The organism is Pseudomonas sp. BN505, from assembly GCF_029873175.1.
Lineage (GTDB): Bacteria > Pseudomonadota > Gammaproteobacteria > Pseudomonadales > Pseudomonadaceae > Aquipseudomonas > Aquipseudomonas putida.
Window position 1 is genome coordinate 81,328 of sequence record NZ_SSOI01000012.1, and the last position, 20,445, is coordinate 101,772.

The 20,445-nt window shown below is 53.8% G+C and carries 16 protein-coding genes; 3 read left to right on the plus strand and 13 right to left on the minus strand.

All coding sequences use genetic code 11. The features are described from left to right. From E8E78_RS00610 to E8E78_RS00670, 13 genes are all read right to left on the minus strand, one after another. Window positions 1-879, minus strand: coding sequence for an AraC family transcriptional regulator (locus E8E78_RS00610; protein WP_280311614.1), 879 nt, complete (start codon window positions 877-879; stop codon window positions 1-3). Beyond that, window positions 876-2,096, minus strand: coding sequence for a cytochrome P450 (locus E8E78_RS00615; RefSeq protein WP_280311615.1), 1,221 nt, complete (start codon window positions 2,094-2,096; stop codon window positions 876-878). Before E8E78_RS00615 ends, E8E78_RS00610 begins: the two co-directional genes overlap by 4 nt. Before the next feature lie 644 nt (window positions 2,097-2,740). Further along, entirely contained in the window at window positions 2,741-3,868 is a 1,128-nt protein-coding gene (locus tag E8E78_RS00620) for an acyl-CoA dehydrogenase family protein (RefSeq protein WP_280311616.1), read from the minus strand. A gap of 10 nt (window positions 3,869-3,878) precedes the next feature. After that, window positions 3,879-5,069, minus strand: coding sequence for an acetyl-CoA C-acyltransferase (locus E8E78_RS00625; RefSeq protein WP_280311617.1), 1,191 nt, complete (start codon window positions 5,067-5,069; stop codon window positions 3,879-3,881). A 146-nt stretch (window positions 5,070-5,215) separates the two neighbouring features. Next, window positions 5,216-6,880, minus strand: a complete 1,665-nt coding sequence (locus E8E78_RS00630; RefSeq protein WP_280311618.1) for an AMP-binding protein — start codon at window positions 6,878-6,880, stop codon at window positions 5,216-5,218. 149 nt (window positions 6,881-7,029) lie between these two features. Beyond that, entirely contained in the window at window positions 7,030-8,592 is a 1,563-nt protein-coding gene (locus E8E78_RS00635) for an acyl-CoA synthetase (RefSeq protein WP_179052412.1), read from the minus strand. A gap of 45 nt (window positions 8,593-8,637) precedes the next feature. After that, window positions 8,638-9,414 carry an enoyl-CoA hydratase-related protein gene (locus E8E78_RS00640; protein ID WP_280311620.1) on the minus strand — a complete coding sequence of 259 codons (777 nt, stop codon included), beginning with the start codon at window positions 9,412-9,414 and terminating at the stop codon, window positions 8,638-8,640. Next, window positions 9,414-10,409: a nitronate monooxygenase family protein gene (locus E8E78_RS00645; protein ID WP_179052410.1), complete on the minus strand. Its 996-nt coding sequence runs from the start codon at window positions 10,407-10,409 to the stop codon at window positions 9,414-9,416. Before E8E78_RS00645 ends, E8E78_RS00640 begins: the two co-directional genes overlap by 1 nt. Beyond that, a complete protein-coding gene (locus tag E8E78_RS00650; RefSeq protein ID WP_179052409.1) occupies window positions 10,410-11,570 on the minus strand; it encodes an acetyl-CoA C-acetyltransferase in 1,161 nt (386 codons plus the stop codon). Beyond that, the gene (locus tag E8E78_RS00655) at window positions 11,563-12,360 is read right to left on the minus strand and encodes an enoyl-CoA hydratase-related protein (protein ID WP_280311621.1); all 798 of its coding nucleotides are present in this window, start codon (window positions 12,358-12,360) and stop codon (window positions 11,563-11,565) included. Before E8E78_RS00655 ends, E8E78_RS00650 begins: the two co-directional genes overlap by 8 nt. Beyond that, window positions 12,357-13,424, minus strand: coding sequence for a phosphotransferase (locus E8E78_RS00660; protein ID WP_179052407.1), 1,068 nt, complete (start codon window positions 13,422-13,424; stop codon window positions 12,357-12,359). Before E8E78_RS00660 ends, E8E78_RS00655 begins: the two co-directional genes overlap by 4 nt. Continuing rightward, entirely contained in the window at window positions 13,421-14,596 is a 1,176-nt protein-coding gene (locus E8E78_RS00665) for an acyl-CoA dehydrogenase family protein (RefSeq protein WP_179052406.1), read from the minus strand. The genes E8E78_RS00660 and E8E78_RS00665 overlap by 4 nt, the downstream gene beginning before the upstream one ends. Further along, window positions 14,593-15,354 carry an SDR family NAD(P)-dependent oxidoreductase gene (locus E8E78_RS00670; RefSeq protein ID WP_280311622.1) on the minus strand — a complete coding sequence of 254 codons (762 nt, stop codon included), beginning with the start codon at window positions 15,352-15,354 and terminating at the stop codon, window positions 14,593-14,595. Before E8E78_RS00670 ends, E8E78_RS00665 begins: the two co-directional genes overlap by 4 nt. A gap of 225 nt (window positions 15,355-15,579) precedes the next feature. Between E8E78_RS00670 and E8E78_RS00675 the strand changes: the two genes are divergently transcribed. The 3 genes from E8E78_RS00675 to E8E78_RS00685 all read left to right on the plus strand — a co-directional run bounded on the left by E8E78_RS00675 (window position 15,580) and on the right by E8E78_RS00685 (window position 20,413). Next, window positions 15,580-16,197 carry a TetR/AcrR family transcriptional regulator gene (locus E8E78_RS00675; RefSeq protein WP_280311623.1) on the plus strand — a complete coding sequence of 206 codons (618 nt, stop codon included), beginning with the start codon at window positions 15,580-15,582 and terminating at the stop codon, window positions 16,195-16,197. 45 nt (window positions 16,198-16,242) lie between these two features. Beyond that, on the plus strand, window positions 16,243-18,885 hold the full coding sequence (locus tag E8E78_RS00680) for a LuxR C-terminal-related transcriptional regulator (RefSeq protein ID WP_280311624.1): 2,643 nt from the start codon (window positions 16,243-16,245) through the stop codon (window positions 18,883-18,885). A 202-nt stretch (window positions 18,886-19,087) separates the two neighbouring features. After that, window positions 19,088-20,413: an MFS transporter gene (locus E8E78_RS00685; protein ID WP_280311625.1), complete on the plus strand. Its 1,326-nt coding sequence runs from the start codon at window positions 19,088-19,090 to the stop codon at window positions 20,411-20,413. Window positions 20,414-20,445 lie beyond the last annotated feature (32 nt).

The window sequence follows — 20,445 nt, forward strand, 5'->3', positions numbered from 1 at the left end:
TCATTTCCCTTTACGTCCGCGATTGCGAAACTCTGTTGGGGTAGCCCCCATTTGCTGACGGAATAGCCGGGCGAAATGCCCTTGTGACTTAAAGCCCAGCGAATCTGCAATCACCGAGATAGGCAATGCGGAGTGGTGGAGCATGTGCTCCGCACGCTCAAGCTTCGTGCGAACTACAAACTGATGGGGTGTTGTTCCTGTAGCTTGACGAAACATCCGACAAAAATGGGAGGTCGTCATCTCCGCTTCCAGGGCCAGCTCCTCTAAGCCAAACTCGGCTTCCGGGCACTCGCGGATTTTTGCTAGGACTCGGTGCAGGCGATGGGCCGAAGAAACAGTGCAAGGTATCTGTACTTCACTGCCTCTCCCTCCCCGGCGCAAATGGGCTAGGAAGGCGGCCATCAACACCTCGATATAACTGTCGCGCTCGGCACTAGGTTGCTCGTAAAGACAGGCAAGAACCTGTCGCATTAGTGCGATTCCTAGTGGATCGGCGTAGGCGAATTTGAGGGCTGTAAGCTCATGCCCATACTCTCCCATGCTGCCAATGCCACTGAACGTGACGACATCTAACTCGCCATCTACTAGCCAGCGCGATGGTAGCCCGTCCGGAACAATGGTGGCGTCACTAGGTCTGGAGCTTTCGTCGCTCCAGCGCCCACCCTCCCACATCCGCACTTGCTGCTTTCCCCCCACGTGAGCGACGTAAGTGGGCTGGGGCAACGAGGGAAGGTCGTAATGGCCTACGAACTGACGCCAGCGACTGATTCGCCAGCCATGTGATACAGATTCGAAGGAAACATCAGGAGCGCAGCAGAGCGTGTCACTTATGATGGCATCGTTCGTCCAAATCTCACGACTTGCGGCAAGAATAGTCATTTTGGCACCAATACGACATTCAAGTTTTTCAGCCCATTGAGGAAATTTGAGCGGAAGCGACGCGGGTTAGCGCACAGCTCAAATCCTTTGACACGATGGCTCAGAATTTCGAAAACCACACGCAACTGCATCTCAGCGAGTCGGGATCCGACACAGACATGCTGACCCGAACCAAACCCGACATGCTGAACACCGGTACGAGTGACATCGAACCGGTTGGCATCCGGAAAAACGTTTTCGTCGCGATTCCCGGAGGCGTACCAGAGCACCACTTTATCCCCTTTGCGGATTGCTTGCCCACCTATCACCGTGTCTTCCATCGCTGTGCGGCGCATGTGTAAAACAGGGCTGGCGTGGCGTACCATCTCAGCAGTGGCGGTTTTCAGCAGCTCTGGCTTATGCCGCAAAATGTCCCACTGGTCGGGTTGCTGGGAAAGGGTAACGATTGTGTGACTGATTGAGTTACGCGTGGTTTCGTTGCCGCCAACCAAGGTGAGTATCAAGTTGCCGATAAAGTCGCGGAGCGACGCAGGATTACCATTGATTTCAGCGTTGGCCAGTAAGGTTGCAATGTCGGGGCCTGGATTTGCGCGTCGACTTTCAAATAGCTCTTGGCAAAACCCCATGAACTCCCCGAGTACTCTGCCCATGTCTTCAGGTGATTTTCGAAACTCGGGATCATCCTCACCAACGAATGCATTTGTCCAGTGATACAGTTGATGCCAACATTCAGGATCTAGCCCGAGAAGCTCCGCTAGGGTGAGTAGTGGCAGCGGGGCCGACAACAAAGGGACTAGATCAACCTCCTCACCCAATGGAATTTTGTCTATCAGTGCTTCAGCTCTTACCCGGATACGCTGCTCAATGTCCCCTAAGCGTGCAGGCGAAAGCGCAGGCATGATGACTTTGCGGTATTGAGTGTGAATAGGTGGGTCGAGTGAGATGAAGGGCACCCCGACGGCAGACTCACCCGTATTCGTCAAGCCCACTTCATTTTCATTGAAAATTCGATGACCGCCGTTTTCATATGCGGACGAGAACAACAATGGCTGGCGAGAAACCTCAACAATATCCTTGTGCCGCAGTATCGCCCAAAATCCTGCACCATCGCTTTCAGGATTCCAGAAGACCGGTTCTTCTTGACGTAGTCGTGCAAAGACCTCATGAGGAACCTTCTGCGTGTAGAGATCAGGATTTTTCAGATCAGGTCGTTCCAACTTTCTCACTCCTATCGCGGCATAAATTCATATCGCCAAAATAAAGCGGGCGAATATGAATGCGTTTTGTTTTTGTTTTGTTTATCCGCGCACACCGTTTTACACGGAGCGCAGTGAAAACTGCTCAGGACGGAGGCCTGAATGAATTGGCGATTGTGATAACGGAAACTGCGCTTGAAAGGAATGCGTAGGCGATCCTTATCATTGAGCGGATAGGCATAGTAGGTAGCTGGACTGACATGAGTGAAGGCATTGCCTTTCCCTCCATGTAGATACCCCGTAAAGGGCCGTTTTTATTAAAATTATTAAGCCCAATCTAAAGCGAGGGAAAGCCAAGGTCCATGCACGAGGTTGCCTCAAAATTTGCCTAAATTTGTCAAGCTATCTGACTGAGAGCAGAGGAGGCTCTATTCCGCCGCCCTCCTACGTCCAGCGGGAGCCGGAGGGCTTTGGAAAATGCACACTGGCTCAGAAAAAGCGCACAACCCGAGCGCCTCTTGCACCGTATCGTGTCTCTGAGCGCTCCCGTACGTAGGCAATTTAGGCCCTGACGCTTCTTACTGAGCGCAAGCACTGAAGGATTACAGCTGAGGGCGAGCGAGACGGCTGCTCAGCTGGCGGGACGATCTGGTGGGCCAACTGTTTTAGAGATCCCTGGCAATGACCATACGCTGCACATCAGAAGTCCCTTCGTATATTTGGGCTACGCGCACATCGCGGTAAATTCGCTCCACCGGGAAGTCCTTGAGATAGCCATAGCCACCTAGGGTTTGGATTGCAGACGAACAGACCTTTTCAGCCATTTCCGAAGCAAACAGCTTGGCCATTGATGCTTCAACCAGGCATGGCATCCCAGCTTCTCGGAGGCCCGCTGCGTGATGGACCATCTGGCGTGCTACAGCAATTTGAGTGGCCATGTCAGCCAAGCGGAAAGCTACCGCCTGATGCTCAATAATCGCCTTACCAAATGCCTGGCGTTCGCGGGCGTAATCGCGGGCCACTTCAAAAGCAGCGCGTGCCATTCCGACTGATTGTGCTGCAATCCCGATGCGTCCGCCCTCTAAATTCGAAAGCGCAATACGATAGCCCTCCCCTTCCTCGCCCAATCGTAGGCTCGCAGGAATCCTTACCTCGTCGAGCTGGATCTGGCAGGTATCGGAGGCATGTTGCCCCATTTTCTCCTCGGTCCGCACCACCTGGTAACCAGGGATATCTGTCGGCACTATGAATGCACTGATACCTTTCTTACCGGCCTGAGGGTCAGTAACTGCAAACACGATGACCACTCCAGCGTAATTACCGGAGGTTATGAATTGTTTGGCTCCGTTCAGTACGTAGTCATCACCTTCGCGGCGAGCACGAGTACGTAGACCACTAGCATCAGAGCCCGCCTGCGGCTCAGTTAGGGCAAAGGCACCGATCATCTCACCGGATGCTAGCGGACGCAGAAAGCGTTGTTTCTGCTCATCGTTGCCGTATTTCAGAATGGGCATACAGCCAACAGAATTGTGCACGCTCATAATGGTCGAGCATGCGCCGTCGCCAGCAGCAATCTCTTCCAATGCCATTGCGTAGGCCACGTGACCAGTTGCTGCGCCGCCCCACTCTTCTGGCACCAACATTCCAAGGAAGCCCAGCTGAGCCATTTCCTGAATTGCTTCAGCGGGGAAACTGTGGTCACGATCCCAGTCTGCCGCGAATGGCCTCAGCCGTTCTTGAGCGAACTGTCGTGCCATCTCGCGAATCTGGATTTCGTCTTCGTTAGGGATCATCAATAACTCCTCAGGCCATACGCTCAATTGCAACAGCGGTTGCTTCACCGCCACCGATACACACGGAGGCCACGCCACGCTTCAAGTCGTACTGCTGAAGCGCGCTAAGCAAGGTAACCAGAATTCGTGCACCGGACGCACCGATAGGGTGGCCCAAGGCACAAGCACCACCATGAACATTCAGTTTGTGATGTGGGATATCCAACTCTCGCATTGCAACCATTGGTACAACGGCGAATGCCTCATTGATTTCCATGAGGTCTACATCACCTATGCTCCAGCCGGTACGAGCCAGCAAACGCTGAATTGAGCCCACTGGGGCAGTGGTGAACAGGTTTGGCGCGTGCGCAAAAGATGCATGCCCTGCAACACGGGCTAATGGAGTCAAACCCCTCCTCTCCGCCTCAGACAGACGCATCAATAACAGCGATGCGGCGCCGTCTGAAATAGAGCTGGAGTTGGCTGCCGTAACGGTCCCCCCTTCGCGAAATGCTGGCTTTAAGAAAGGAATTTTCTCTGGACGTGCCTTAGGTGGCTGCTCATCCCTTACGATGTTCACAACATCGCGCCCCGACCTCGCTTGTACCGACACGATCTCGTCAAGGAAGCGGCCATCAGCAATCGCTGCCTGAGCACGGGTTAACGAAGCAATGGCGAAGACATCTTGCTGCTCGCGGGTGAATCCGTAAGCTTGGGCGCAATCCTCCGCGAAAGTGCCCATCAGACTGCCCTTTTCATATGCGTCCTCTAGGCCGTCTAGAAACATATGATCGAGGATCTTGCCGTGCCCCATACGGTGGCCAGAGCGGGCTCGATCAAGTAGGTATGGGGCATTTGACATGCTCTCCATCCCCCCAGCTACCACTATGTCAGCGCTGCCAGCAGCAAGCACATCATGCGCGAGCATCACACTCTTCATTCCAGAGCCGCACATCTTATTCACGGTGGAACAAACCACTTCTTGAGAGAGCCCTGCACTAATTGCAGCCTGTCGCGCCGGCGCCTGGCCCTGACCGGCTTGCAACACACACCCCATGAAAACCTCATCCACGACGTCGCCCCGAAGCCCTGCGCGCTCCATCACCGCACGTGTAGTGGCAGCGCCGAGTTGAACAGCGGCCACATCTTTAAAATCTCCTAAGAAACCACCCATAGGGGTGCGGGCGAAACTTACGATCACAACCGGGTCTATCCGACTCATGGAAATTAACCTTGTATAAGCTTGCTCAAAATGAAAGAGAACAATCGTCCGGGCTAATTATTCGCGGCGGGGCAGATGTGCCAATTGAGATTAAGCCAAGCGACACCCGGACGATCTAAAATTACATAGCTATCAAAAGTTTATAATCATCTTACGCTTCTGCGCAGAAGCTTTCCCGTTTCCGACTTAGGCAACTCCGGCAACAGCTCCAAAATTCGCGGATACTTATACGCTGCCAAGTTACTTTTGCAATACGCGATCAGGTCCTTCTCGGACGCCGTTGCTCCAGGTTTCAGTGATACAACGGCCTTTACAGTTTCTCCTCGATAACCGTCAGGAACACCTACGACAATCGCTTCGTGGACAGCAGGATGGGCGTAAAGAACATCTTCCACCTCTCGCGGCCAGACTTTGTAGCCGCTGACATTGATCATGTCTTTTTTACGATCGACCAAATAGAACCAACCATCCTTGTCCATGAATCCGACATCACCGGTGCGCAACCAGCCATCCTCCAAGGCGTCCAATGTAGCGTGGGGTTGCCCCCAGTAGCCCCGCATCACCTGAGGGCCTGAGTCGACAATTTCACCGATTTCTCCAACAGGGACCGTACGATTTTCATCATCAAGAATCCGCACTGAGGTATTGAAGATTGGAACACCGATTGAGATTGCCCCACTACTCTTATCCACTGGGGCCTTCTGCCCGAAGGGCACTAGGTGTGTTGGTGAGCATGTTTCAGTCATGCCGAATGCGTTGTGGAGATAGATACCCGAAAATGCCTCAAAAGCCTCAGCAGTGGCAGGAGACATAGGAGCACCACCTGTATAAACGGCGCGAAAGCAGGAAAAATCGTCTCGGGTTGAACCTGGGGTATTCATCAGACTGGTAAACGCTGTGATTGCACCAATGGTAAAAGTCGGTCGGTGCTGGCGGATTACATCGAGAATGACATCAGGATGGAATCGATGAGCCAAAATCAGGGGACAGGATGTCAACAGAGATAAGGCGACATGTGCGACGGCACCTGTCACATGAAAGAGCGGTGCAATACCGAGAATTTTGTCCTGCGAAGTCAAGCCGACCCAATCCCTATAAGCCTGGGCGTTAAAGATTAGATTGCCGTGAGTGTTCATCACTCCTTTTGGCTTACCCGTTGTACCAGAGGTATAGGTAAGCATCGCCACATCATTCACGGAAGGCCACACTGTGGAAAACTTTCCGCTTCCCTCGTGCGACTCGGTGATTTCTCGCAAGTCAAGCACCCCTGATGGCGTGGGGCGCCTCTCCGCATCGTCCAAAATCCTTCGATCGTTCAAGCTCTGGCCATCAAGCATAGAGGTTGTGATGACAATCGAAACCTGTGCTGGATCCTGTGCTAAAGTGTCTTTAACCACTTCCACGTACAGTGAATCAAGGCACAACAAAGCACGAGCACCACTATCATTCAATATGAAAGTAAGCTCCCGAGCTTTATTCATTGGGTTAATCGCTACAGCAACCCCACCAGCCTTCCAGCATGCAAGCTGGCCGATTACAAAAGCTGGGTTGTTTTGAAGAAATAGGCCAAGCCTATCTCCAGGCTCAAACCCCTTTGCAATTAAGGCACATGCTAAGCGATCAGCGGCCCCGTTCAATTCCTTGGCCGTAAGGCAGCCATCGAAATACTGAACTAGAGGAAGATCTGGAGTGCTTTCGACAGCGACTTGGAATGCTGCTAGCACACTGTCGAAAGCAGGATTTATTACGTCTGGAAGCCCGGCCGAGTACCGTGCCAACCAAGGTTTTCGCTCATAAAAATCGCCGTTCATCCTGGAACCTCAACTTATCGCATAAAGCCCAGCGATATGATTGATAATGGCAAACGCCTTGAGCCAACAACGTCCACCGCTTGAGAATACCTAGGAGGTACAACAAAATTGTCCGTATCGGAGCCCCCTAGGTAGCTTATGACATCGTCTTAGCTCAAGCTCGCGCAGCGCGACACCACATCTTTTTGAGTGCGATGCGCCGCTTCATACTCTGCTTTAAGCAAGCGTTTCATGAGCTTTCCAGTAGGCTCGCGCGGCAGCTCGCTCCTGAAATCAAATTGCTGCGGGCATTTCACGCCACCCAAGGCATCTCGTACAAACTTCCGCAATTTTTCTGAAAATTGCTCGTCGACGACAACACCAGCTTTTGGCTGCACAACGGCAACTACACGCTCTCCCATCTCATCGTCAGGTGCACCAAAGACAGCGGCATCCTCTACATCAGGATGGGTAATTAAGTGATTTTCAATTTCCTGCGGATAGATATTCACCCCACCGGAGATGATCATAAAACTCTTACGGTCAGTGAGATAGAGGTAACCCTCTTCATCAACCCAGCCGATATCATTTAGGGTGGCCCATCCCTTGTTGTTATATGCCTGCCGGGTTTTCTCCGGATCATTGTGATACTCAAACTTAGGTCCGTCTGCGAAATACACATCTCCCTGAGTGCCGGCAGGTACTTCCTCACCATCGGCACCAACGATCTTAACCACGCCCAGGACGGCTCTACCGACTGATCCTGGCTTGTCCAGCCACTCAGCAGAGTTCAGCGCAGTGATCCCACAGGTCTCGGTGCCAGAATAGTACTCGTGGACAATAGGCCCCCACCAGTCAATCATGGCGTGCTTGACTGGTACCGGGCATGGCGCGGCGGCATGGATAACAGCTTGCAATGAACTGTGATCGTATTGACGGCGTGTATGCTCTTCGAGCTTGAGCATGCGCACGAAGTGCGTCGGCACGAACGTAGCATGAGTGATTCGATGCCTTTCGATCAGCGCCAAAGTTTGCTCTGCATCGAATCGCTCTTGAATAACGACTGTTCCACCGAAGCGATGAATGACCATTGCCCAACGCAGAGGTGCTGCATGATACAAAGGCGAAGTGGAGAGATAGCTGCTCGACTTATCCATTCCATACAAGCGCTCCCCCAACTGCATTAGAGGAGTCATCGCCTCGATCGGCCCCTCCGGCAATTGCGGCTTTACACCTTTGGGTCGGCCAGTCATGCCAGATGAATATAACATGTCGGATCCAGCGGTCGGATCGCTGACTGGATGGTTGGGATAATTCCCACATGCTTTGATGAATGGCACCTGACCTTGGGCAGAACTAAAAACATGCAACTTCTCAGAACCGATCTTTTCCGCTGCTTTTTTAGCAACTTCCGAATAAGCCTCCCCTGCAATCAGGACTTTGGCTCCGGAATTTTCCAGCACATACGCGAGGTCGTCTACTGATGTCTTGGTAGACACCGCGGTAATATATAAACCAATACGCTGTGTTGCCCAGGCTGCAACGAAAATCTCAAAGTCGTTCCCAAGCACTACCGCAATTGTGTCCCCTCGCTTGAGGCCATGACTGCGTAGTAAGCGAGCGCCCTGGTTAGCGAGCGCCTCCAGCTCGCCATAGGTCAGAACTTCATTAGTCGACGCCATGATACATGCAGCTTTCTTAGGCTGCTCGCTGGCGTGAATGTACGGGTGCATGGCCTATCCTCTTTTTGTATTTGTTAGCTTGCACATCACGGTCGGTTAAAAGCCAACCCACCTAGGCGGGCGCTTCTCCGCGAACGCCTTGGGCCCTTCAATAGCGTCCTGAGAGTTGAGCATTTTCTGCATCTCTGGATAATCCCACTGCTCCTGCATAGCTTGAGACACTGGTACATCCACACCACGTGTTACCGCTGCTTTGGTCGCCCGGACAGAGAGCGGACTGCATGCGAGAATGTCCGCTGCCCAACGGCGTGCAGCATCCATTACGTCACCCTCCACGACCTCATTTACGAATCCAAGCTGCACTCCTTCACTGGCCGATACACGACGCCCAGTCAGCAGCATGCCCATGCTTCGCTTCAAGCCGATTAAGCTCGGCAGTCGCTGCATACCGCCGGCCAGTGCTGCCAGCCCCACTTTCACTTCAGGGAGGGCAAAAGCCGCGTTCTGAGTGGCAACGATAATGTCGCAAGCTAGTGCCAGCTCGAAGCCTCCGCCCATAGCGACACCGTTCACAGCGGCAATCACCGGTTTGTTCAAGTCAAAGCGCGAAGCAAGGCCACCGAACCCACTGGGCGGCGTTCCAAGATTGGCATCTGATGCCTGCTGCTTTAGATCATGACCGGCACAAAACGCTTTCGCTCCACTGCCAGTGATGATGGCAACCCACTGCTCATCGTCACTGGCGAATTCGTTGAATGCACGATGAAGCTCCTCGTGAGCGGCAAAATGAAGTGCGTTGTGTGCCTCTGGGCGCTGTAGAGTGATGACAGTGAGGCGGCCTTCCAGCTTTACATCGATATATTTGTAAGTCATCACGCAATCTCCAGCGTCTCGTTGAGCATTCGAGCTAGCCGCTTGCGAATGACTTCTTCGGCGTCACTCACCATTCGATCCAGCAACTCTTTGCAGGTAGGTATGTCACGTATCAACCCTTGAATCTGCCCTGCCCAGATCAGTCCTGCATCGAGATTTCCAGTTTCGAGAGCCTCGCGTCCGCGGGCCCCGGACACGTAGCTGCGAATATCCTCGAAGGTTGCGCCCGGTTCATTCGACAGATTCACGACGGTGTCAGATACACTGTTTCGGGCAACGCGTCCGGTATTATGGAATCGACGGAAGATGAGGTTGGTCGCTCGCTCATCGTTATCCACCAAGAATGCTTTGATTGCATCATGTATGGGCGCTTCGCGAGTTGCACAGAAGCGAGTCCCCATGTTTACGCCTTCAGCGCCCAGCGCCATAGCAGCAGCCAAGCCTCTTCCATCGCCAATGCCGCCGCTAGCTATGATCGGGATACTGACTTTGTCTGCCGTTGCGGGAATCAGCACCAGCCCCGGAACATCATCCTCACCAGGGTGTCCTGCACACTCGAAACCATCGATGGAGATGATGTCCACCCCCATGCGCTCTGCCGATAAAGCATGACGGACAGCAGTGCATTTGTGGATGACCGTTAGCCCGTGGGCCTTGAAAGCCTCTACATGTTCCTGAGGTTTATTACCTGCCGTTTCCACGATCCGAACACCGGATTCGATAATCGCTTGGCGATACTCAGCATAGGGTGGTGGGTTGACCGACGGAAGGATGGTCAGATTCACCGCAAATGGCTTGTCGGTCATGCTGCGGCATCGCTCGATTTCACGACGCAGGTCATCAGGCGTAGGCTGAGTTAACGCCGTGAGCGTGCCTAGCCCACCGGCATTGGAAACAGCGCTGGCCAACTCGGCGCGTCCCACCCACATCATGCCCCCTTGAACGATAGGGTGCTTGATGCCCAGAAGTTCGGTCACTCGATTGCGGAATGCCATTTAGAGAGCCTCCAGGATCGTCACATTGCTGATTCCGCCGCCCTCACACATAGTCTGAAGACCGTAGCGCTTTCCTCGCGCCTTAAGTGCGTAGATCAACGTGGTCATCAGCTTGGTACCGGAAGAACCAAGCGGGTGGCCCAAGGCAATTGCACCTCCGTTCACATTCAGCCGCTCTGGGTCCGCCTCAATGGCATCCAGCCAGGCTAGTGGAACAGGCGCAAACGCCTCGTTTACTTCGTACAGATCGATGTCCGAGATATTCATGCCTGCTTTTTTCAACGCTTTGCGCGTAGTAAAAATGGGCTCTTCGAGCATGATTACTGGGTCGCCAGCGGTGACGGTCATATCCACGATCCTGGCAATAGGTGTTAGCCCGTGCGCCTTCAATGCACGTTCGCTGACAATCAGTACACCCGATGCCCCATCACAGACCTGGCTGGCATTGGCCGCCGTTACTACACCGCCTTCAATAAGTGGCTTGACCGAACCAATGCCCTCAAGGGAGGCATCAAAGCGAATACCCTCATCCACCAGGTGCAGGCCTTCACCAACCACCAGCCCAACGATCTCATTCTTGAATGCACCATTGTTCGCCGCATTAGCAGCACGCTGATGGCTTTGCAGAGCGAAGCGATCGAGGGTGAGGCGGTCATAACCATATTTCTCTGCAAGCATTTGCGCGCCCGCGAACTGACTGAACGTATTGACCCCGAACCGCTCCTTGATACGCTCACTGAACGGACCAATACCAATTCCTTCCTTTTCATGGAAAGACATGTTGGAGAACATCGGCACGCGGCTCATGCTTTCAGCGCCCCCAGCGATAACGACGTCCTGAACACCGGACATAACAGCCTGAGCAGCGAACTGAACTGCTTGCTGAGAACTGCCACACTGGCGATCAACAGTAACCGCGGGCACGCTCTGAGGTAGTTTCGATGCGAGCACTACATTTCGAGCAAACGCGAAAGCCTGCTCACCAGCCTGAGTCACGCAACCAAAAATGACGTCTTCCACTGCCGCAGGGTCAATTCCTGCGCGCTCCACGAGTTCGTTCAGGACCTCGGCGCCCAAATCAGCTGGATGCCAACTTGCCAGCTTGCCATTACGACGACCGCCGGCGGTACGAACCGCTGCCACTATGTAGGCATCAGCCATGACTAGACTCCTTCTTGTTCTTGTTGTTTCGTTGCTCAACGAACGCAGCAACTTTTTCACGGACGTAGGGCTGGCCGGCAACCGATGAAATGCTGCGGGCCTCATTTTCGAGCTGGGTTTCCAGGGAGGTACCATGAGTGTCCAGCAGGAGACTCCGGACCCGTCCTAAAGCGGAGACATTCATCGACGCGAGGCTATGCGCCACATCAATTCCTTCGGACCGCAATTGACCCTCGCTCACGACGCGCGTGATGAGGCCATTCGCCTGGGCTTGCTCTGCCGAGATGCGCTTATTGAGCAAGATGATTTCCTGGGCTCTGCGTAAGCCAACCAACCGCGGCAACAACCAAGTAAGCCCACCGTCGGGACTTAAGCCAATAGCCCCGTATGCCGGAGTGAAAGAAGCGCCCGGCTCAGCCAGTACAATGTCACCGACGAGCGACAGGCTCATGCCAGCCCCCGCAGCAGGACCATTGACCAGGACAACCAGAGGCTTTTGCATACGCATTAACCTGGATACGGCAAGGTGCAGCGTTCCGGCCAATTCACTTAGGAAGCCGCCGATACCGTCGCCTGCGGCAACGAATGAATCCAGATCACCGCCTGCGCAGAAGAGCTTTCCACTCCCGGTTAACACTACAGTTTTGATCGCGGACTGCTGGTCGCACTCGATCGCAGCCTTTAGGAGCGCTTGCGCCATTGGCAAATCGATTGCGTTTCCAAGCAGAGGCCTGTTCAAGGTTATGGTCGCCACGCCTGCTTGAACATCAAGCAATATCGAATCGTTCATCGACATCCCTCCAGAGCTTTCCTAGCCAACGTAGCCAGCACTGGGAAGCTCTTTGCCCGCTCATGCGCATGGGCCGAGGCCGCCGTTCCGCGGATAACCCGACCCTTTATGCCGTGGAAAATAGCCGCCATGCGGAAGAAATTGAAAGCGATGTAGAACTCCCACTCAGGTATTGAAGCTCGGCCAGTACGCTCACAGTACGACCGCACGTATTCAGCCTCTGATGGGATGTTCAGCCGCTCCAAGTCTGCCCCTGCAAGGCCTGCAACGATGTCAGGAGGCATGCGATACATCATTGCGTGGTTGGCGAAGTCTGCAAGGGGATGTCCAAGTGTGGACAGCTCCCAATCAAGCACCGCAATGACCTTAGGTTCGCTAGGATGGAAGATCATGTTGTCGCAGCGGAAATCGCCGTGGACGATGCGCGTTTCGTCACCAGCTGGAATGTGCTCGGGTAGCCATTTCACCAGCAGATCCATATCGGGATTGCGCCCTGCCGCCTCATCCTCCAGATACTGGCGGGTCCAACGGCTGATTTGGCGTGAGAAGTAGTTTCCCGCTTTTCCATACGACTCAAGGCCAATCTCGGACGGTTCTATGCTGTGCAGCTTGGCAAGCGTTTCGTTCATTGCGTCGAAATACTTTGGCCGCTCTACAGCGCTTACGTCCGGAAAAGTCGCATCCCAGAAAATCCTTCCCTCCACTTTCTCCATAACATAGAAAGGGGTACCGATGACGGACGAATCGGTGCAGAGGCCAAAGATTTTGGGCACATTGAAGCCCACCTTACCCAATGCGTGTTGAACTTCCGCCTCTCGCTCAACCGAGTGGGCGCCTTTTAGCAGCACTCCAGACGGTTTGCGACGAAGCACATAGCTAGTGCCTGGAGTGGTGATTTGGTAAGTGGGTATGGATTGCCCGCCCTTGAATTGCAGGACAGTCATAGGTCCAGAAAACCCCTCCACGTTTTCACGCATCCAGCGACCCAACGTCTGCTCGTCGATCTCCATGTCAGCCCTGACAGCACCTGCTCCTGCATTAGCCTTTTGTTCAAGGGCATTCATTGGTTGTCCCTCGTCCACTCACGCTTGATCGTCTTCGCCAGGGACCATTTGTGAACTTCAGTTGGGCCGTCGTAGATACGGAATGCGCGAATTTCACGGAATACTTGCTCAACAATCGTATCGCCGGTGACACCGCTCCCACCCATGACCTGGACGCAGCGGTCGGCAACTCTCATCAGGCCTTCACTGACAGCGACCTTGGCCATTGAGCTTTCGCTACCGCCCGAAGCTCCACTGTCCAAAACCTCGGCACACCACTGAATCATCAATTCGGCCAGCTTCAGATCAATCAGGTTCTCTGCAAGGCTAAATCCTGTGCCTTCGTGATCGATCAGCACTTTGCCAAATGCCATACGGCGATTGGCATAGTCAGTGGCAATTTCGTTAGCTCGTAAACAGGCGCCATACCACCGCATGCAATGAGACAGTCGGGCGGGAGCAAGTCGAACTTGGGCATAACGGAATCCTTCACCTGCATTCCCAAGCATTTGCTCAGCCGGTACACGAAGGTTGTCCAAGGTGACCACAGCATGCCCACCCGGCATGGAGCTATCAATTGTGCGGGGGATCCGTTCGATACGGATTGCCGGATCGGGTAGATTCACCAGGAACATGCATGCCCCTTCGTGAGCCTTCGCCATCACAATCCCGATTTGTGCACCTTGGGCGCCAGTGATGAATGCTTTACGCCCATTAATCACCCAGCTATCGCCTTCACGATGACAGGTCGTTCGCATCATTGAAGGATCTGACCCGGCTCCTCCATCCTCAGCTGGTTCCGTCATGAAAAAAGCAGAGCGAGCGGTACCCGACACCAGGGGGGCAAGGAACTTCTCTTTAATGAAGTCACTTCCTACCTTCCCCAGCAAGTACATGTTGCCCTCATCCGGCGCACAGGTATTGCATGCCAGAGGCCCCAACGGGGACAGGCCAGTACGTGCCAGCACCAAAGCAGTACCACGTTGGCTCAAGTGGCTTCCATCGGCCAAAATGTGAGGGGTGAGGACGCCAGCCTGGCGAGCCTTCTCGCGCAACTCGGCAACAAGCTCATCCGTCGGACAGTCATGATGGTCGCGGCGTGGATCCTGCTCATAAGGAACCACGACTTCACGTACAAATTTCTCAACATTGTCCGCAATCGACGATGCCAATTTCAGATCATGAGTAGTCATCGGGCTGCCATCCTGATTGCACCGTCCAGGCGAATCACCTCGCCATTCAGCATCGGATTCTCAACGATTGACTGAACCAACTGGGCGAACTCGTCTGGCTGACCCAGACGGCTTGGAAACGGAACCTGTTGACCAAGGGACTGCTGAGCCTCCTGTGGCAATGACGCCAGTAATGGAGTCAGGAAGATGCCTGGCGCAATCGTCATCACTCGGATGCCGTAACGCGCGAATTCTCGGGCTAGCGGCAGTGTCATACCCACAATGCCGGCCTTTGATGCGGCGTATGCGGGCTGTCCAATTTGTCCGTCAAACGCTGCGACGCTGGCGGTATTGATGATCACACCGCGCTCTTCGTCTGACTGCTCCGCGGCATGCAAACGCGCTGCGAACTTAGAGAGCACGTTGAAACTGCCATTGAGGTTGATGTTCACGATTCGCGCAAAATCAACAAGAGGCAGTGCTTTGCCATCGCGATTGATGGCCTTAGCGGGTGGGCCGATTCCTGCACAGTTGACCAGGATTCGAGCTTTACCATGAACACCTTCAGCAGTTTCTAGGGCGTGCTCAATAGCCTCCTCGCTGGTGACGTCCGCCTTAATGAAGACCCCACCGGTTGCGCGAGCATGCGCCTGACCGAGTTCCTCATTCAGGTCGATGATCGCAACCTTTGCACCAGCAGCTGCAAGCCTTGCCACAACCGCACCACCGAGGCCCGAGGCCCCGCCTGTCACCACTGCTGCTACACCTTGGATCTTCATCGAGCACATCCCCTTGCTTGTTTTTGTCGGATCGTCACAGGCTGGAAAACCATTTGGTAGACCACCTACTCACGAGTAGGCTAGAATTCCAACTGCCCCGCTGTCAAGGTGAGGAATGATGAAAAATCTCGAAGCGCCGCCTTGTCTTGCTGCTGAGAAGAAGAGGCTTATCATGCGCGGGGCATGCACCAGACCAGCGATTACTAACTGAAGGGAAAGACGAACGTGACTGAAATTTCCCCTTTCCAAACGGCGGAACAGAAGCAGAACGAACGTGAGGCAAAGCGCCAGGCTGTATTGCGCGCTGCCGTGCGTATTTTCAATGAGCGGGGGTTTCACGCGACCTTGCTTGAAGACGTGGCGACAAGCCTGGGCATCTCCAAACCGACGATCTATCACTACCTTGGGAACAAGGAACAGGTTCTGCTCCAATGTGTTGTGCATGGACTGGAACAACTGATCGAGGCTGCGGAATCCGCACGCCAGGTACCTGGAACTGGAATAGATCGGCTGAGGAGCTTCTTGAGACGCTACGCAGAGATCAACATGGATGATTTCGGACGCTGTGTGATTCGTACTGGTGACGAGGCGCTATCAGAAGACGGCCGAGCGAAATTCCGGGCGCTGAAAGCGGAAATAGACCAAGCCATGCGCGCGCTTATCGAAGAATCAATTGAGGACAAATCGATAGCCCCCTGCGACTCCAAGCTCCTAGCGTTCACGTTGGCAGGTGCTCTCAATTGGCCAGCACGGTGGTTTTCGCCAGAGGGCAAGCAATCGAGAGAGGAAGTCGCCGCAAAGATGGTCGATCTACTCACCAATGGCTTCGCGCCGCGTTGTTAGCGCCATGAGGGCAAGTGTCGAGACAAAGGTAGGAGGCTGTGCATCATGCTAAACGTAGTCGCAGATTCAGATCCGAGCTTTGCAGTGCCAGCCCTCTCCCCAGTACAAGTCCCCCGCGCAAATGTGTTGTCACTCATTGCGCGAGCGAATGGAACGCTGACGATCCTCAGCGCTCCGGCTGGCTTTGGAAAGTCCACGGCCATGGCACAAGCCTTTGAGCTATTTTCTGGCAAAGGCATGACTACGGCTTGGTTGACATTAAGAGCTACCGACAATGACCCACCTACATTTTTGAGTCGATTGGAAAAGCTCTTGAAGCATCTGGGCATCGCGGAACTGGATTGTGACGCGACGACCTGCATCGCCAAGAACAATGCTCCCTTTGCATTGTTTTTAGACGATCTGGAAAATATTCATGAATCCTCCGTACTGGAGTTGATCTATGAAATCGCGCATCGACTGCCGCAACAGGCCTACCTCATAGCAGCAACCCGCCTCAAGACCACTGTGGGATTATCCCGCCTGCGGGTCAGCGGGCGACTGACCGAAGTCGGCATCAATGAACTTAGGTTTGATTTCGACGAAAGCAAAGCGATATTCAATGCTCAACTATCAATCGGCAGTATCCCACCTCAACAGCTAGAGCATCTGTACAAAAAAACCGAGGGCTGGGCTGCGGCTCTGTGGCTTGCCTCAATCGCTCTCAAACGCACTGCATCAAGGATCGACTTCATTTCGCAGTATTCCGGCTCCACCGGAACGGTTGCTCAGTATTTGAGCGAGGTAGTGCTGGCGGATCAACCGGCAGCACTACGTAGGCTCCTTCTACGTCTCAGTGTGGTCCGATCATTCAACGCCGCTTTGTGCACAGCATTGAACGAGGGCGTCGATAGCCAAGAAATGATCGAACACCTGGACTCACAGGGCTTGGTTATGGCTGTTGAGTCGGAGCCAGGTCATTGGCGGTTTCATGGTCTTTTTGCGGAATTCTTGCGGGAACAGCTCAACGCTGATCTGCCCGGCCAGCGCGACTCATTGCACCTTGCTGCATCTCGATGGTTCGAGTCGCAGACACAGGTGGTGCTCGCGATAGACCACGCAGTGCTCGGACGTGCTTTTAACCATGCGATACGACTGCTTGAGGACCATAGCGAATCCTTGCTTGAGCAAGGTCGACTACGACAGCTTCGAAGGTGGTTCATAGCGATTCCCGAAGATTTGCTGGCCGCTCATCCTATGCTCTGCATGATCTCGATTTGGGCTACAGCTTTAACTGAAGGAGCCCATCTCGCCCACGAACAGCTGAATCGAATAGATTGGCGAAACAGCCCGGATCCCAAGGTACGCAATCATGGTGCAGCGCTCTACCCCACACTGCTTGGGATGCAAGATCACTGCGAACAGGCGTTAAGCGCCGGGCAGCTCGCGCTTGAACGTATGGAACCTGGGTACAATTTTGCCAGTGCCACGCTGCTGAATGCGATTGCTCACCAGACATTGATCATTGGCGATGCTAGGGACGCGCAGCGGATGCTTGATGCAGCGCGCCGCCTACATGGCGGAGAAAGTCCTTTCAATCGGATGTACTCGGAGACTACTGAAGGCCTAATTGATCTTCTGCATGGCCGCCTGCGCCACGCTTCGGCACGCTTTCGACTAGCAGTTGATGCTTCGCGCGCAACCAGTAACAAGCACACGCATGGTAATGCCTGGGCTGGAGTGCTTTACACAGCGACGGCCTACGAGGCCAACGAGTTGGTAAAAACCAAGCATCTTCTCAACGTTTATCTGCCGCTAGCACGAGAAGTAAGCATCCCAGATCACCTAGTCATTATCTACTTACTCAAAGCCAGATCGGCAGTGATCGAGCGCGACCTCGATACCGCACTCCAGGCGCTGACCGACCTCGAATACCTTGGTCATAGTCGAAAGCTCCCACGGGCCGTGGCGGCTGCACAACTGGAACGAGCAAAAATCCTGCTCATGCAAGGCAGGAAGGAAGCCTCCAGAGATGAGCTAGCAAGGGCTGACGATCCTGCGATATGGGCTAGAGAGTGCCGCCAACGATTGCTTGCTCACGACAGTCATTATTTACGCATGGCAAGGCTGAGGTGGGAGATCCACTTTGGAGACCCTCAAGCCGCAATGAAGCAACTTAATGATGACTTGGCAGACGCCTATTCCTCAGGGAGACGCCAGCGTGCACTGGTTTTGCAGCTCCTGCGAGCACTGGCCTTGCACCGATGCGACCATACACTCTCAGCGTACAAGGAGCTTGAGAATGCACTGGAGTTCGCCGCTAGCGAAGGATACGTCCGTACGGTCCTGGATGAGGGGCCATTGCTAGCTCAGGTGATTGTCGAGTTTAAGGCCGCGTATGAGAGTCGCAGATCTTGCAATCCCCTGCTTTCGGATTATCTGCGCGGATTGCTCGTTGAGTTCGGACCAACCAGCTTAGCCGAACCTGTACACGCTCACACCTCACCACTCGCCGAACCGCTGACGCGCAAAGAAATTGTCGTGCTGACCCTGCTAACAGAAGGCTGCTCTAACCTCGATTTGGCAGATCGCCTTCATGTATCGAACAGCACTGTGCGCACTCACCTTCGCAACATCAACGCCAAACTCGAAACCAGCAGCCGTAATCAAGCCTTGGCGGTCGCTCGGCGACTCGGCTTGGTTCCGTGACACCGATAGGAAAATCGTCTTTTGAGACGATTTTCCTAGTCCCCGTTCTACATAGACTGCTCCACAACGCCCTCGCTATGTGCTGCCTACGGGCCACATAGGAGATCCGCGTCTCAGAGCAATTGCTATCTCATCGCCCGCCAAGTCCAGAGCGATTCGGCCACTTAGCAGATCCGACAAAAATAATTACAGGGTTTACGCAATGAACGAGCAGATCACATCTTTAACGTACCTTGAAAGCAAGATTCACCCTGGGCGCTGGCTCGCCGTCGGGTGCCTAATGCTTTTCTATGCCATATCGATCATTGACCGGTTCATCCTCTCTGCCGTAGCTCAGCCAGTGACTCAGAGCCTAGGCCTTTCGAATACTCAAATGGGGCTACTTTTAGGAGCAGGCTTCGCAATTCTCTATGCCCTTGCGGGAGTCCCGGTGGCGTATCTGATCGACAAGGGAAACCGTACCCGAATCGTCATTGGCGGGGTGCTGCTCTGGTCGTCGATGACAGCAGCATCGGCATTCACCATCGACTTCTCCACCTTGATCATTTGCCGGGCAGGCGTCGCAATCGGTGAGGCGGTACTCACACCTGCTGCCCTTTCGTTGATCGGCGATATGTTTGTGCGTAAGGAGCGAGCGCTCCCAACCAGCTTATACATGGCAACTGGCAACATGATGGCTACCGGTGCATTTTTAATCGGCGGCGCCGTTTACCAATATGCTGGAACTCAGACACTCATAACCGCAATGGAACCTTGGCGTTTTACTCTACTGGCTGTGAGTATTCCAGGCTTCCTCATGGTTGCTCTCTTCGCTCTAACTGTACGCGAGCCCGAGCGAGTGACATCTCAACCCACACAGGAAGCGCAAGGAACAGGTGTTGATGCTTTGCTACCGTTCCTTCGCAATCACAAAACTATGTTCATCCCATTTTTCATCGCCACAGGGATGATCTCATCGCTTACCTTGGGTGTAGTATCTTGGGCTCCAACGCTGCTAATTCGCCTTCATGATCTGACCGCATCCAATGCAAGCTTCGTATTCGGCTCGGTGGGACTTCCTTTCTCGGTGTTCGGCACTCTGTTCTTACCTTGGTTGGCCAATAGGCTTCAGAAAGCAGGCCGACAAGATGGGATCGTCCTTATTCTCTTGCTCTCTGTTGCCATTCCGGCACCAACGATAATATTTGGCCTGCTGATGGGACAATACTGGCTGTTGGTTGCTGCGTTCTCGATCTGCATGATGTTCCTTCCAACTATCTCGGTCTTGACCTGCCTGGGCATGCAAATGATCAGCCCGTCTCGCTTAAGGGCTCGTACTGTCGCGGTCAATCTTCTGGTTATCAATTTATTCGGTTATACCGTTGGCCCACTACTCAGTGGATTCCTGGCAGACCGAGTATTTACAGGGCCAAACGCCATCGCCTCCGCGCTTGCCCTAATGGCAGCTATTATCGGCCCAACAGCGATACTGGGCTTCCTTTTATCTCGCCGTAGCTTCGCTCGAATGATGAGTATCCAGAAAGACTAATTCCTGCTCCATCTGCATGGCCTTTTCGAAGG